The organism is Pseudoalteromonas sp. SaAl2 (genome assembly GCF_052947895.1).
In genome coordinates, this window is sequence record NZ_CM129605.1 from 3,127,316 (window position 1) to 3,141,989 (window position 14,674).

Genomic DNA, 14,674 nt, shown 5'->3' on the forward strand with positions numbered 1-14,674 from the left:
TCCGATAAAATTATTTGTTTTGCTTTAAACCTTTTATGACCCCCTTGCGACTAATTAATAAATACATTCAAACAACAGGTAACGTTATGAAAAAAGTTTTATTATTAACTGCATTTGCAGTATTTATGAGCACGACTGCCAACGCTAAGATTGAGCACGAAATTAAACGCAATTTTACAGTTGATACTCAGCAAACACTTGATATTAGTTTTCCTGTCGGCAGCCTTGAAATTAATACCCATGATGGCAATGAAGTGAAAGTAACCATCGAACTCGAAGAAAAAAACAATGGTTGGTTTGATGATTCAGATAACCTTGATGAGTTAACACTAGATAGCGAACAAACGGCTAATAAGCTTACTCTAAGCTTAGATAACGACGATGTGCAACAAAACTGGTTAGTAAGCGTGCCACTAAGTTTAGCGGTTAATCTTGACTTAGGTGTTGGTGATATTGAAATCAATGATTTTGCTAACAGTGCTGATATTGAAGTAGGTGTAGGTGCCGTTCGTATCGATAGCCAAAGTGACGACTACAAATATATTAGCCTTGATAGTGGTGTAGGTGATACACGTATTTCTGGCTTAAAAAGTGATGCTAAAACCAGCCGTAAAATGGTCAGTTCAGAAAGTGAATACACTGGCAGTGGTACTCACACAATTAAAATAGAAGTCGGTGTCGGCGATATAAAGATAAAACACTAACTTTTGTAAAGTTCCATCCTTGGTTAGCCCTTATTTAGTACATCTATAAGGGCTTTTTTAATGGTTTCATTGTTTATGGGTTTATAAGCATGGCCGTCTGAGCCAAGCTGGTACGCTCTTTCTAAATCAGCTTGTGAGGTATTAGCAGTAACCACAATAATCGGCGTTGTAGAATTTAACTCTTGGCGAATAACCTCTATTGCTCTGAAGCCGTCCATAACAGGCATATTCAAATCCATAAAAATTACATCATAACTATTACTGGCTACTTTATCTGTCGCTATCAAGCCATTACTGGCTTGCTCGCTTGTGTAATTAATGCTTTTTAAAATACTATCTAGAATCATCGCATTAAGCGGGTTATCTTCTACTATGAGACAGTGAAGTTTAGCCGGAAGCAAACCTTGTTGTTGCTCAGGGAGTTTTATAGGCAACACGACATTAACTGTCGCCCCGTTAGGCTTTTGATCGGTAAATTCAATCCCCCCGTTTTGGGCATGTAAAATATGCTGTACCCGTGACAACCCCATCTGCATACCCTGAAAATGATTGTCGTGCGTGGTATGCGATGATGATAAATACGGATACTGGCTTGCAAAGCCTTTTCCTGTATCGCTAATCGAAAGCAATAATTGCTGTTTATTTTGCATGCTTGCAGTCACCGTTACTTGTCCTACTTGCGTAAATTTAAGGGCATTATTAAGTAACTCACTTAAAACTTGCTGTAGGCGCCGGTGATCAAGCTCAACGTCAATATCGAGCTCTTGTGATATTTTATTAACCAGTATTAAATTATTTTTTGTAAAAGAGAACTGGTAAGAATTAATAACAGACTCAACTGTATTTAATAAATTGCCATTACTGATCTCTAATTGCCACTGTCCTGAGCTTAGCTGTTGTGCCTCATTTAATTCATCGAGTATATTAAGCAACCGGTTCGAGCAATAATGTGCCTGTTGTTGAAGTGCTTTTTGTGCTGGGCTTGTTTGGAGTTCATCAACGGCATTTATTAACCCTTGTAACGGCGTTCTAAATTCATGGCTTGCTCGGGCTATAAAGCGCTCTTTATTTTTACTGATTAACTCAGCCTGCTGTTTTTGTCGTTGGTATTTATTGAGCGTTGTTTTTATATGGGCTTCCATGGGTTTAAAAATAAACTGCAACTCAAGGAGCAATAAACTTAAAGTCAGCAGCCAGAAGCCGAGCTCTATATACGAAACCATTGTGACCTTTTTATTTGCTTGATGCTCAAACAAGCTAACAGCATGGTCTAGTTTTTTTAAAAAAGCTCTACCTCTATTAAGTTAAATACCGATGGAGCGGTATTATAAGTCGTTGATTGCAACAACCCTGTTGCCGCAGAAAGATAACGTTCGCTTTGCTGGGCTAAATTAGTCGGCGCTGAAAAGTAAAAGTTAATTAAATCCTCATCTAAATACAGATACTCCCCTAGATCATTTTTAGCTATTAAAAAAAAAGTGACCATATTGAAAATCCTGCATTGCTTGCTTTAAAGATTGCCGATGTTCGCTGCTGCTATTTTGCTGAATCGTGTTGGCATGCCAAGCTATTTTTTGCGAAAGCATCCGCTGTTTACCCGCAATGTTAATAACGTGAGCATCACTTTGTTGAATACTAAGAAAAGATTGAATAAGTAAAACTGTAGCGCTACTTAAAATAGCAATAGCTAATAGAGCCCATCGATACCGAGTTCGAATATTAGCAATTACTTGTAGCATGGCGTCTCCTTTGACTCTGCTATAATTGTAGTCCAGCTATGGTAAAGTGGCACCTTTAGACAAAAATAAACCCCGTATTCAACGGGGTTTATTTAAACGAGTAAAACTAACGGTTTTCTAAGCGGTTATAATCGAATAAGCCATATTCAACACCACGATATTGCTTCGCAACATTATGCAATATATCGCTGTACTGCCAAAACTGCGGGTGAGTTCTGCGAATTGCAAATTTGCTCTTCAACGCCCTATAATCGCTCTCATCTTGCATTAACGGTAATTGCTCAGCAAAGGCTGCGACTTGTTGCTCATTGTTTAAATACCAAATAGCTTCAGGGTAATCACCAATAAATCCTGGCACAATAGTAACTGTGTCCTCACTATAAGCGCGTTGGCCTTCCTCGTTGAGCAAGCTAGATATGTTGTAATGCGCATTATGATGGATCAAAGTATAGGCTTCGTGCTCTAACTTACCATCTTTGACTAGTACATATGAAATCTGCGGTAATAAATTAATAGCTTTCGCGGGCATATCATTAAGCTGCTGCAAGGGTTCAGTCACTTGGGTGTAGTCATAACGAGGGCTTAGCACAGGCTTTAAAGTCTGCTTAATTAAGCCATATAATTCATGTTGTTGATCTTGAGTTTGGTATTCAATACCGGTTGTTTGGCCAAAGCTTTCACCACTTTTGAAAAAGTTAGTTAAGCTCGTTGGTGATTTACGATACCAATTGGCTTTTAACTCCTGGCGCTGCTGCTTAGGCAGTAGGGCTAAAAAGTTTTGTTCGCCTTCGAGCCTTAAAAAATCCATATATAAACGAGTAACGAGTTGGTGGCCAATATTGCCGTACACATCAAACCCGGCAACGAGTAAATAGTGAATACGCTCAAACAATGCGTAATCCAGTATCCACATTGTTTTTGGTTCTTGCCCTATTAAGCCTTTTACAACTGTTGCACTATCAAAATGGCGGAAAATAGTTAATGCAGCATTATCATTAACGTCTTCACCACGCCATAAAACATCAGTGGTTAAGTGCTCACTATTTTTAAACATTTCATTAGCGAGCTTAACTTTTGCTTCTAGGTAAGTACTTTGGCGTTTTGAATATTTAACCCAACTAGAAATCGGCAATGCATTACTTTCTTCTGCCGCTGGTAGTGCTAATGCATCTTCATGCTGTAGCAGCATTTGACCTACTTCTGGTGTTGCGGCTTTATCTGGATCTGCAAACGCCACCCAAAAATGGTCGTTAATAACATTTAAAGCAATCTGACCACGACATACAGGCCCTTTAATAAACCCCATGATAATCAGCTCAGCTTCATCCAACATAAATTGATATTTTGATTTAACTGGCATTGCGGCAAATGTTTTAAATGGATTTGAGGCAACCTCTGGCTTGTAACTAGGCATTGCAGTTACTTGGTAATCAGGTTCAATAAATTGCGTGTATAAACGAGCTAACTTGGTGTCATCCAGTGCCAGTGGTAAATGCGTTTTAGCCAGGATTGTTGAGCGTTCATGCATTAAACGATAATAAACTCGCTCAACTTTAGGATCATCATAAGGGCGACGGGTATTGATTAGTTTTATATCTTCACCCGGTGGCGTGCTTGAGCGAACAAGTTTGAAGAAACTCTTTTCACCATCTTGTTCAAAATAGATATGTGCTAAATACCAATGTTCATAGACATATCGAGCAGTTAATTGGTGCTTTAGGCTATTTTGGTTTAAAAAGCTTTCCCAGCGCTGTGCCTGCGCTATAACATTTTTACTGGGTGCTTCAATATGCGCCATCTTGCCGCCATTTTTAAGCCATTTTTCTAAATGTTTAAATTCACTACGAGAAATCCCCGGTAATCCATACGGCATACCTGCATGTGGCTGACTGTCCGCTAAACGGTCAAACTCCCCCATACTGGCACACGTTTGAGACCGATCAAGGGCAAAGTCGAATTCATCACCAAGCACTTCATCTTCAGGTAAAGGTGAGCTCATTTTTAACACTAAGCTATTATATAAAACACTACCAGCAAGGTTGGCTTCTTCACTTTGAGCTCGTTCATTAAGTACCGGCGAAAAATTTTTTTCACGCCAACCTGCAGATCTGCTGCATCATAAAGTAAACGGCTAGGGTTAGATGCGAGTAAACGTGTACCATCATAAACTAATTCTTTACTTAAGCCGCGATCAATTCCCTCTGGAGATGAAAGCTTTAATTGGCAAGGTGCATCATAACAGCCGTGACATACAACACAGCGAGTGTCGAGTACCGGCTGTACGTGTTGTAAAAATTCAGCGCCAGCTCCTGTGTCATGCTCAACTATTCGTTGCTGCGTTTGTTCAGGGCCAAATAATTCATCATAATGCGCTGCGCCTAAGTAAGCACAACCACTTAATATGATGATAAAGCTTAAAATGAGCGATTTTTTCATATTATTCTTCGTCCTCATCGCCTAGATCAAACGTAGGCATCATGTCCATTTGTGGCGAAACAAATGTTGTCTCTTTTTGCGTGTTCAGCACTGCGCTTAGCAATGGTCCATGAGTGAGGGTTAATTGCGCATCATGATCTGTATCAATAATTTCAGCAAACGTTTGATCAACGGCTTCTAGCTGATAACTATTTATAGTGATAGCAATGCTGCTATCTGCGCTTGGGTTTTGACACAGTTGAGTTAACAGCTCATCATCTAAAACGATGGTCAGCAATAAATCAGGCTTTTCTAAATCACGGTCACTTAGTGTTTCATCAAACACAAACAACGGAAGGGTTAAATTACTATCTTGCTCTAATTCCATGTGCGGTTCTCAAAGTACGGCTGTTAATAGAACGATTATAGCAAAGAATAAGATCAAAATTCGCGAAAGATTTTGACAGTTAGTGACATTAAGCCACCAACTATTGCATTAGTTATTTAGCAACTATGAGGCTATTACCAAGGTAATGTTTCACCATTTGAGTGCCAAAAGCCACCGCTGTTTTCAAGGTTTAGCTCATCGATACGTTGTGTTAAACGCTCCGCCGCTTGCTCTGGAGAAATATCACCAGCGTAGTTGACCATTTGAGTTTGTACAAAGCCTGGGTGAAATAACCCCACTGCGATTTTTTTAGCTTTAAGTTCATGCGCTAAACTCACCGATGCTGCATTTAACGCCGCTTTAGACATACGGTAACCAATGTAACCACCTGAGCCATTATCTGCAATTGACCCCATACGAGAGGTGATCATCGCTACTTTTGCATCTATGCCTAAACTATGAATAAGGGCATGCGTGACACGTATTGGTGCCACAGCGTTCACCGCGAGTTGTTGGTTAATAGCAGCAAAGTCCATATCAGTAATACTTTCATTATGAAAAACCCCCGCATTATTGATCAGTAAATCTATTTTATGGCCATGGAGTTGGCTTTGCAGCGCAACAATATCCCCCTCATTGGCAACATCAATATTGCTGATGATCGTTACATCAAGTGCTTTTAATTCTTCACTTGCTTGGCGAACAACAGCTGTAACATGATAGCCTTTTGCTCGGTATTGCTGACATAAATTTAAACCAATTCCTCGATTCGCGCCTGTGATAACTACGTGCTTAGCCATAAGTGAGCTCCAATTGACAATGTATAATTGAGAACTTGGGGCAAATAAAAATAAAAAAAGCGCCGCAGCGCTTATTTTTTTATCGATAAAGTACTTGCTCAGCCTAGCCGCATTTCACATCATCCATTGTTGAAGTCATAATTGAAAATACCGCACCCTGCGGATCCGTGATGACACTAAAGCGCCCCACTTCAGGGATATCAGTCGGCGGCACACACACTTCGCCACCGAGTTGCTGCGCTTTTATTGCTGTGTCATCGCAGTCGGCTACAGCAAAATAGATCATCCAATGCGCTGGAATATCATCTGGCCACTCTTGGGTCATTTCAATCATACCTGCAATAGGCTCACCTGCCACTTTAAATAAGGTGTAGTCCATACCTTCCATTGGCTTAATTTCACTTTCCCAACCTAATAATTGACAGTAAAAGTTGCGGCTTTTTGCACTATTTCGAGAAGCAAGCTCATGCCAATAAGGGGTGTTTAATTCATTCAACCGCTGACATCCTTTATGCTTATTCCCTTGCCATAGAGCAAATAAAGCGCCACCAGGCTCATTGAGTAGCACCATACGACCCGCATCCATTACATCATGCGGTCCGGCAATAATTTCAGCGCCAAGTTGCTTGGCTTTCTCAGCCACGTTATCAATATCATCAACAGCAATATAAGCTAACCAATGACTCGGAACGCCTGATTTGTTTTGGTCTTCCGGCATTTGATACATGGCCACAATATCATCATCTTGCTTTTGTAACATGGTGTAATATAAATCATCACCGATCAGCTGATCATCACTGCCCCAACCAAATAACTCGGTGTAAAAATGCTTTCCTTCAGCCCAGTTGTGCGTGCATAACTCTGACCAGCAAAACACCCCGTGTGGGTGATTAGTATTTTCAGTACTCATGGGTCACTCATAATTTGATGTTGGTACATTAAAGTTAATAGAGGAACACAATTTTTACCAGTTTTAATCACCCAAATCGGTTTGCTTAGTGATGGCTATGCCCACCTTTGAGTGCTTTTCCGTTGATATCATAAAAACCTGTAGCACTATGTTCGATAAAACCTAGATTGATCATTTTAGCTAAAAACGGATCGCTTTCGTTATCACCAATATCAGCATAGTCTGTGGTTTGATAGTTATCCCAAACGGCAAACTGCTGTTGCACGGTTTGCTTATCAAAACTAACCGATTGCAAAGTAATTGTTTGGCTTCCTATCGGCTTAGTAATGTGCATTGATTCAAGTAACTTTTTGTTCGCAACCCATGACACTTCAATTGTCGTATCGGCTTGCTTTAAGGTATATTTTTGTACTTTATCGCACCCTTCTCCGTGCTCACTTTGCAGCGTCATTTGAGCCAGTAACTCATCACTAACTAATTGCTGTTTGCTACTAAAGTTCTGTTGCCCTTTCACTTCCGATGGTTGATATTCAATACCGCGCTCGGCCTGTGGAAAGTAACGAATAGGCCTCAGTTGTTTATTGCTTAACTGTTGCCACAATTCAACTAGTTGCTGATCTTGCTGAGCAGCTTGCAAAGGTGTGCGCCATAATGTGAACTGTTGAGTGTCGGTCACTTGCGCCGCTCCCTGCTTCTGAGTTACTTGATAACTTGCCTGCATATATTGGTTATCAATAGTGCACTGTGCAGCGCTGGCTAATGGGCTCAATAGCGCCAAAGTCAAAATTGTTAATTTCACGGGGTTCTCTTTTTCAATTAGATAATGCTAATACTGTATAGCGTTGATTTGGCAGATTTATGACAAAGAGCAACTCGGGCGAGTTGCTCTTAAAGTTATTATAAGCGTCGCTTAGTTTGCTAGCTTTGCATCGGCATTTTTAACAAAGTCAGCCGCGTAGTCCATAACATGGAACAAGTAGCTTTGCTCGTTAGTACCGGTAACAAGGTGAGCACCAGGACCAATTGCATACACACCCACATCTTCACCAGCGTGAGTTTCTGAGCCAAGAGGGACTGTCGCCTCTTGGTGGAAACCTGCACTTGTTGTATCAACAGATGTTAGGTCATAACGACCTACAGCAGGCCCTGCCAGGTATGAAGCATCGGCATTGGTTTCATCGCCTAAATCTCTAAAACCTAGGCCATTAGCATAACCAACCGTAGTATATGGCATACCATCAGCGGCAAGGCTTGGCTCTTCACTTCCCACTGCAACCACTTTACCTAAAATTGGGTTACCACGTTTAGGGTAACCGGCAATAGTAAATACATGGCTGTGATCAGCAGTAACAATGATTAAGGTATCTTCGATACTGGTTTTATCCATAGCTACCTGAACAGCTTTTGACAATTCAATGGTGTCATTTAACGCATTATAAGCATTCCCTGCATGGTGCGCGTGGTCAATACGACCCGACTCTACGGTTAAGAAGAAACCTTTGTCGTTATTGTCTAACACATCAATTGCCGTTGCTGTCATTTCTGACAGTGATGGCTCGCCCGCCACATCGTTTGCACGATCAGCTTCATATTGCATGTGAGATTCATTAAATAAGCCAAATACTTGAGTCGCTGTTTCTGTGTCTAGGTTATTAAACCCAGCTTGGTCCATTACGTATTGACCGGTTGGGTACTTAGCTTGCCATTCAGTGATTAGATTACGCTCATCGGTGCGGTCGCCTTCGACGGCACTTACAGCATCCGCTGAGTTAAACGCTGCATCTTTAGGTAAAAAGTGACGACGACCACCGCCCATTACCACTTCAAGACCATCAACATCAAGGCCCTCAAAGCGTGCTTCTAGGTTTGCTTCAAAATTAACTAATTGTGATGCGATATCTTCACAACCGCCAGTCACTGCATCTTCAGGCATGTCTGATACATCTTCCCAGTTACGGTCTGCCGATTTAGCATATGTTGCCGCAGGTGTTGCATGTGTAATACGCGCAGTTGACACAATACCCGTTGCAAGGCCATTAATTTCAGCAAGTTCCGTTGCAGTTACCAGTTCATTCCCAGAAACTGTTGAACAAACACCACGTTCGATATCTTCATCAACACCGATAACACCCACATCAGTTTTAACACCCGAGATCATCGCAGTCATAGTACCCGCAGAATCCGGAGTTTGCGCATCCACATTATATGTTTTAGCAAAGCCTGAGAACGGCATAGTGTCAAAGCTCAATTCGTGCTCTTCACCCATTTTACCTTCAAGCTGACCTGCAAGAATACGCGCGGCTGTGACAGTAGAAACCCCCATACCGTCACCAACAAAAAGGATTACATTTTTTGCTTTTCCAGATTCTTTAACAATCTCAGCAATGTTCTCTTGGCTTGTGGCCATTTTTACTTTTGCATCTTTAAACCATTGGTTAGTCGATAAATTAACTAGCTGTTGTGGTGTCAATGACGATGCAGGGTCGTTACAGTCAAGGCTAGTCTCTAATACTTCATCGGCATCAAGCTCACCATTACGGTTAGTATCTTCACCTTCAAGTGTTTCTGTACCACCATTAACACATTGCTGTGAACCAACAGGTAAAGTGTTATTCACAACCAGAGTTTTATAATCGTTATCGTCATCATCCGAGCAGCCCGCAAGTGCGACTACAACAGCTAAAGATAATAGGTTTAATTTGTTCATGTTAGCCGCCATTATTGTTCAATTAATTCGAGTGCTTGATTAACCAAGTGGAAAATCACATTTTGCTCAACAACACCTTGAGCAAGTTGTGCGCCCGGTCCTTTTGCATGAAGTGAAATATCTTCTCCGGCATGAGTTTCAGAACCAAGCGGTAACTGTCACTTCTTGGTGGAAACCCGCTGAGTTAGTATCGATAGCCGCTAAGTCTACTCGGCCAACGACAGGCGCTTCGTTATAAGCTGCATCCGCATCAGTTTCATCGCCTAAATCTCGATATCCTAAACCATTTGCGTAGCCTAAAGTGGTATATGGCATACCATCTGACGCAAGGCTTGGTTCTTCGCTACCGACTGCAACGACTTTGCCTAAGATTGGATTACCACGTTTAGGATAGCCTGCAATAGTAAATACATGGCTGTGATCGGCAGTCACTAAAATAAGCGTTTCTTCTGGATTAGTACTATCCACCGCAGCTTGAACAGCTTTAGCAAATTCAATGGTATCGCTTAATGCGTTATAAGCATTGCCAGCGTGATGCGCATGGTCGATACGGCCAGACTCAACGGTTAAGAAGAAGCCTTTTTCGTTATTATCTAGAATATCGATAGCTTTTGCTGTCATTTCAGAAAGTGATGGCTCGCCAGCGATATCGTTTTCACGGTCTGCTTCGTACTGCATATGTGATTCGTTAAACAAGGCTAAAACTTGGTTGGTATCTGCTGATATCCCTTCGAACCCGGCTTTATCCATCACATACTGGCCGTCAGGATAGTTAGCTTGCCATTCAGCTGTTAAATCGCGCTCATCAGTACGATCGCCTTCTACAGCACTGACTGCATCAGTTGAGTTAAACGCCGCGTCTTTTGGTAAAAAGTGACGACGGCCACCACCCATGATGACGTCGATCCCATCAATATCAGTGCCTAAAAAGCGCTCTTCAACATTTTTTTCAAAGTTAACTAACTGTGAGGCAATGTCTTCACAGCCTGCTGCAACTGCATCTTCAGGCATATCTGATACATCTTCCCAATTACGATCTGCAGATTTTGCATAGGTAGCAGCAGGTGTTGCATGAGTAATACGCGCGGTTGATACCACACCAGTCGCTAGGCCTTTTATTTCTGCAAGCTCAGTTGTAGTAATTAGCTCATTACCAAATACGGTAGAGCACTTACCTCGCTCAATATTCTCATTTACCCCAATCACGCCTACATCTGTTTTAACACCTGATGCCATTGCCGTCATGGTGCCAGCAGAGTCAGGTGTTTGCGCATCAACATTGTAAGTTTTGACTTGAGCAGAATATGGGAACTCCTCAAAGCTTAGTAGACCTTCTTCACCTAGCTGGCCTTCTCGTTGTCCTGCTAAAATACGTGCAGCAGTAAGAGTAGACACTCCCATACCGTCACCCACAAACAAGATCACATTTTTAGCTTTAGTTAGTTGTTCTTCTTGAGCCTGACTTTGCTTTTGTGCAAGAGTAGCTTGAGCACTTTCGTACCATTGGCTTTGTATTTGGCTTTGCGGTAAAACACCTGCATTCACTGTTGCAGATAGTGCCAATGTAAAACCAATTGCAGTCGCAATTTTATTGATTTTCATTATAAATTCCGTCTCTATGTTATTAATAGAATCGTAAACCCGATAGGGTGTGAGTTAATGTGCGGGTAAATAATAAAGAGGGTTTATGACTGTAACGCTTATTCTGAATTACAAAGAGGTTAAGAAATAATTTAAAATTTATGAAAATCAACACTTTAGATATGATATACCATCACAATACAGGCAGGTGCTAATCTTGTCAAACGGATACCGATTAAGTTTACTTTAATTATAATGCTCTAGTTCAAAACGCTAGTTACATAGGCAAGCGAGCACGCTCAACCACGCTGTCAGGCATTTTTTGTGCTAGTTGACTCAGTGCACGCTCTATTTTTTTATGAGTTGCTTTGTCAGCAACCATGGCATGAAATAACCACCGGTAGGCGTCCTCATAATCACGCGGGCTACCGAAGCCGTCGTTAAATAGTTTCACTAACCGTAACTGAGCTTTTAAGTTTCCTTGCGCGGAGGCTTCACGTAGGTAAGTTATCGCCATCGCTTTATCTTTTTGCACTAAACGGCCAATGTCGTAATAGCGGCCAAGTTGTTCCAGTGCCGCTGCCAAACCTTGATTTGCAGCTTGGCGCATGTAATAAACACCTAGCTCAACATTGCGATCAACACACACAGCATAGGCCAGCATATCGCCATATAAAAACTGATAAGACGGCAGTGCCATTTTATTGGCTCTGGCTTCAATATCTTGTACCAACTGGCAATCATCTGCCTTCACACGTGCTAAGTGAGCGTTTTTATTGATCAGTGCCAACAGCTCTGTTTCAGTATACAAAGGCACAGCCGTTAAGGGCTCATCAGCTTTGGCATAACTTACAGGCAGCACTGATAACACCACTAATGAAAAACAAGACAACAAACGCATTTAGGTCACTTTAAATTTAAAACCATCTTAATAAAGTTTATACAAAGATCGTTCCATATTGAAATAAAGACACAAAAAAAGCTGCACTAGGCAGCTTTTTTAGTACTAACAGTATTTATGCAAACGGGCTGCGTAATACCATAGTTTCTACACGATCTGGGCCAGTAGAAATAATATCAACAGGTACACCTGTGATTTCTTCGATACGTTTGATGTAATCAAGCGCCGCTTGTGGTAACTGATCAACAGACGTCGCGCCGACTGTGTTTTCAGACCAACCTGGCATCTCTTCGTATACAGGTGTTACTTTCTCGTAACCTTCAGCTGCAAGCGGTGTTACGTTAGTAACAGTGCCATCTTCAAGCTTATAACCAGTACAGATCTTAAGCGTTTCTAAGCCATCAAGTACGTCTAGTTTAGTTAAGCAAAAGCCAGTGATTGAGTTGATTTGAACCGCACGGCGCATAGCCACTGCATCTAACCAACCTGTACGACGTAAACGACCAGTCGTTGCGCCAAACTCATGCCCTACTGTGCCTAAGTGCTTACCCACTTCATCTTGCTTTTCAACACCGTCGTAAAGCTCTGTCGGGAAAGGACCTGAACCTACACGTGTGGTGTATGCTTTGATAATACCTAGTACGTAATCAAGGTTTAATGGACCAAAACCTGCACCTGTAGCAACACCACCAGCAGTAGTATTAGAGGAGGTTACATACGGGTAAGTACCGTGATCGATATCAAGTAATGTGCCTTGTGCACCTTCAAACAAGATGTTATCGCCAGCAAGACGAGTTTGATCAAGTAATTCAGTAACATCAACAACCATCGCTTTAAGAATATCAGCAACAGCCATTGCATCATCAAAAGTCTGTTGGAAATCAACTGCATCTACTTTGTAGTAGTTAACTAATGTGAAGTTATGGTATTCCAATACTTCTTTAAGTTTTGCAGCGAATAATTCAGGGTTGAATAAATCACCAATACGTAAACCACGACGGGCTACTTTATCTTCATAAGCTGGACCAATACCACGACCAGTAGTACCGATAGCTTTATTACCACGTGCTTTTTCACGGGCTACATCTAATGCGATGTGGAATGGCAAGATTAGCGGACATGCTTCGCTGATCAGTAAACGCTCACGTACTGGTACGCCACGTTCTTCAAGCATGCCAATCTCTTTCATAAGCGCTTCTGGTGATACAACTACACCATTACCAATCACACACTTAACATTGTCACGTAATACACCCGATGGAATAAGGTGTAAAACCGTCTTTTCACCGCCGATCACTAAAGTGTGCCCAGCATTGTGGCCACCTTGGTATCGAACTACTAAAGATGCTTTGTCTGTAAGGAGGTCAACTACCTTACCCTTACCTTCGTCACCCCATTGGGTGCCTAATACAACAACGTTTTTACCCATTGTAAATTCACTTAGAAAAAATTAGGACGAGATTTTACCAGAAAATGAGGGCAAAGATCACCCCGTTTAGGTTATTTTTTCTGCGCACGCACAATGCATCACCCAGAATAAAAATTAACTGGTTGAATAACATTAAGTTATTCATAAAAATTCGTTTTACTAAAAGAAAAACCCTGCATACACAGGGTTTGGATTTGGTCTATATAAAAAGAAAAGATTACTGCGCAGCAGCCCCTTTCATATATTTAAAGAAGTCACTGTCTGGCGATAACACCATCACGTCCTGCTTGCCTTTAAAGGTCTTTTTTATAAGCCTCTAATGAACGTACAAAACTAAAGAATTCAGCGTCTTTATTATAAGCGTTAGCATAAATAGCAGCGGCTTGTGCATCACCTTCACCACGTACTGAACGAGCATTACGCTCTGCATCAGCAAGCATTACGGTTACACGGCGATCTACTTCTGCACGAATTGTTTCCGCTTTTTCTTGACCCTCAGAACGGTGCTCTTTTGCCACTGCAGTACGCTCTGCGCGCATACGTTGGTAAATCGAGTTGCTCACCTCTGATGGTAAGTTAATTTGCTTAACGCGAACATCTAGTACTTCAATGCCTAGCTCTTGCGCACTTTCAGAGGCCTGAACTAATGCTTCTTCCATTAGCTCACTACGCTCACCTGATACGATTTCACGAATAGTACGCGAACCAAAGTTAGTACGTAGGCCGTTATTTACTTTTTGCTTAAGCAGTGTTTCAGCGTATTGCTTGTCACCACGCGCACGTAAGTAAAACGCGCTAAAGTCATTGACACGCCACTTCACGAACGAATCGACGATTAAGTCTTTTTTCTCGCTAGTAACAAAACGATCCGGCGCGCCATCTAAAGTTTGAATACGCGCATCAATGCGACGTACTTGGCTAAAGAAAGGCACTTTAAACTGTAACCCCGGGTTATACACAATCGCTTTATCATCACTGTCTTTTTGTACTTTGCTGAAAAGCATTACGATTGCTTTTTGCCCTTCAGGCACCACAAATACTGACGAAAATGACAATACAACGGCAGCTAATAATAGAACTAAACTAAAGTTTTTCATTAC

At 41.5% G+C, this 14,674-nt stretch carries 11 protein-coding genes and 3 pseudogenes; 1 reads left to right on the forward strand and 13 read right to left on the reverse strand.

The window, feature by feature from the left end; all coding sequences use genetic code 11:
* Nucleotides 1-86: 86 nt before the first annotated feature.
* On the forward strand, nucleotides 87-704 hold the full coding sequence (locus ACU8V8_RS14765) for a hypothetical protein (RefSeq protein ID WP_446887992.1): 618 nt from the start codon (nucleotides 87-89) through the stop codon (nucleotides 702-704).
* Nucleotides 705-727: 23 nt separating this feature from the next.
* Here the strand turns inward: ACU8V8_RS14765 and ACU8V8_RS14770 are convergent, their stop codons facing one another.
* The 13 genes and pseudogenes from ACU8V8_RS14770 to hflC all read right to left on the reverse strand — a co-directional run bounded on the left by ACU8V8_RS14770 (nucleotide 728) and on the right by hflC (nucleotide 14,671).
* On the reverse strand, nucleotides 728-1,960 hold the full coding sequence (locus ACU8V8_RS14770; RefSeq protein WP_446887993.1) for a hybrid sensor histidine kinase/response regulator: 1,233 nt from the start codon (nucleotides 1,958-1,960) through the stop codon (nucleotides 728-730).
* A 23-nt stretch (nucleotides 1,961-1,983) separates the two neighbouring features.
* Complete coding sequence (locus ACU8V8_RS14775; protein WP_446887994.1) at nucleotides 1,984-2,190, reverse strand: hypothetical protein; 207 nt, start codon at nucleotides 2,188-2,190, stop codon at nucleotides 1,984-1,986.
* Nucleotides 2,165-2,443, reverse strand: a complete 279-nt coding sequence (locus ACU8V8_RS14780) for a type IV pili methyl-accepting chemotaxis transducer N-terminal domain-containing protein (RefSeq protein ID WP_446887995.1) — start codon at nucleotides 2,441-2,443, stop codon at nucleotides 2,165-2,167. Before ACU8V8_RS14780 ends, ACU8V8_RS14775 begins: the two co-directional genes overlap by 26 nt.
* Nucleotides 2,444-2,549: 106 nt before the next feature.
* Nucleotides 2,550-4,879, reverse strand: a pseudogene (locus ACU8V8_RS14785) (fatty acid cis/trans isomerase).
* 1 nt (nucleotide 4,880) lies between these two features.
* Entirely contained in the window at nucleotides 4,881-5,246 is a 366-nt protein-coding gene (locus ACU8V8_RS14790; protein WP_446887996.1) for a hypothetical protein, read from the reverse strand.
* Nucleotides 5,247-5,380: 134 nt separating this feature from the next.
* Complete coding sequence (locus tag ACU8V8_RS14795) at nucleotides 5,381-6,046, reverse strand: SDR family oxidoreductase (protein ID WP_446887997.1); 666 nt, start codon at nucleotides 6,044-6,046, stop codon at nucleotides 5,381-5,383.
* A 103-nt stretch (nucleotides 6,047-6,149) separates the two neighbouring features.
* Entirely contained in the window at nucleotides 6,150-6,956 is an 807-nt protein-coding gene (locus tag ACU8V8_RS14800) for a VOC family protein (protein ID WP_446887998.1), read from the reverse strand.
* A gap of 85 nt (nucleotides 6,957-7,041) precedes the next feature.
* Nucleotides 7,042-7,755: a hypothetical protein gene (locus ACU8V8_RS14805; RefSeq protein WP_446887999.1), complete on the reverse strand. Its 714-nt coding sequence runs from the start codon at nucleotides 7,753-7,755 to the stop codon at nucleotides 7,042-7,044.
* Between the two features lie 111 nt (nucleotides 7,756-7,866).
* A complete protein-coding gene (locus ACU8V8_RS14810) occupies nucleotides 7,867-9,663 on the reverse strand; it encodes an alkaline phosphatase (RefSeq protein ID WP_446888000.1) in 1,797 nt (598 codons plus the stop codon).
* A gap of 11 nt (nucleotides 9,664-9,674) precedes the next feature.
* Nucleotides 9,675-11,265 (reverse strand): annotated as a pseudogene (locus tag ACU8V8_RS14815) (alkaline phosphatase).
* Nucleotides 11,266-11,521: 256 nt separating this feature from the next.
* Nucleotides 11,522-12,145: a tetratricopeptide repeat protein gene (locus ACU8V8_RS14820; protein ID WP_446888001.1), complete on the reverse strand. Its 624-nt coding sequence runs from the start codon at nucleotides 12,143-12,145 to the stop codon at nucleotides 11,522-11,524.
* A gap of 115 nt (nucleotides 12,146-12,260) precedes the next feature.
* Nucleotides 12,261-13,574 (reverse strand): adenylosuccinate synthase, encoded by a 1,314-nt coding sequence (locus ACU8V8_RS14825; protein WP_446888002.1) that lies wholly within the window; start codon nucleotides 13,572-13,574, stop codon nucleotides 12,261-12,263.
* Between the two features lie 217 nt (nucleotides 13,575-13,791).
* A pseudogene (gene hflC / locus ACU8V8_RS14830) lies at nucleotides 13,792-14,671 on the reverse strand (protease modulator HflC).
* Nucleotides 14,672-14,674 lie beyond the last annotated feature (3 nt).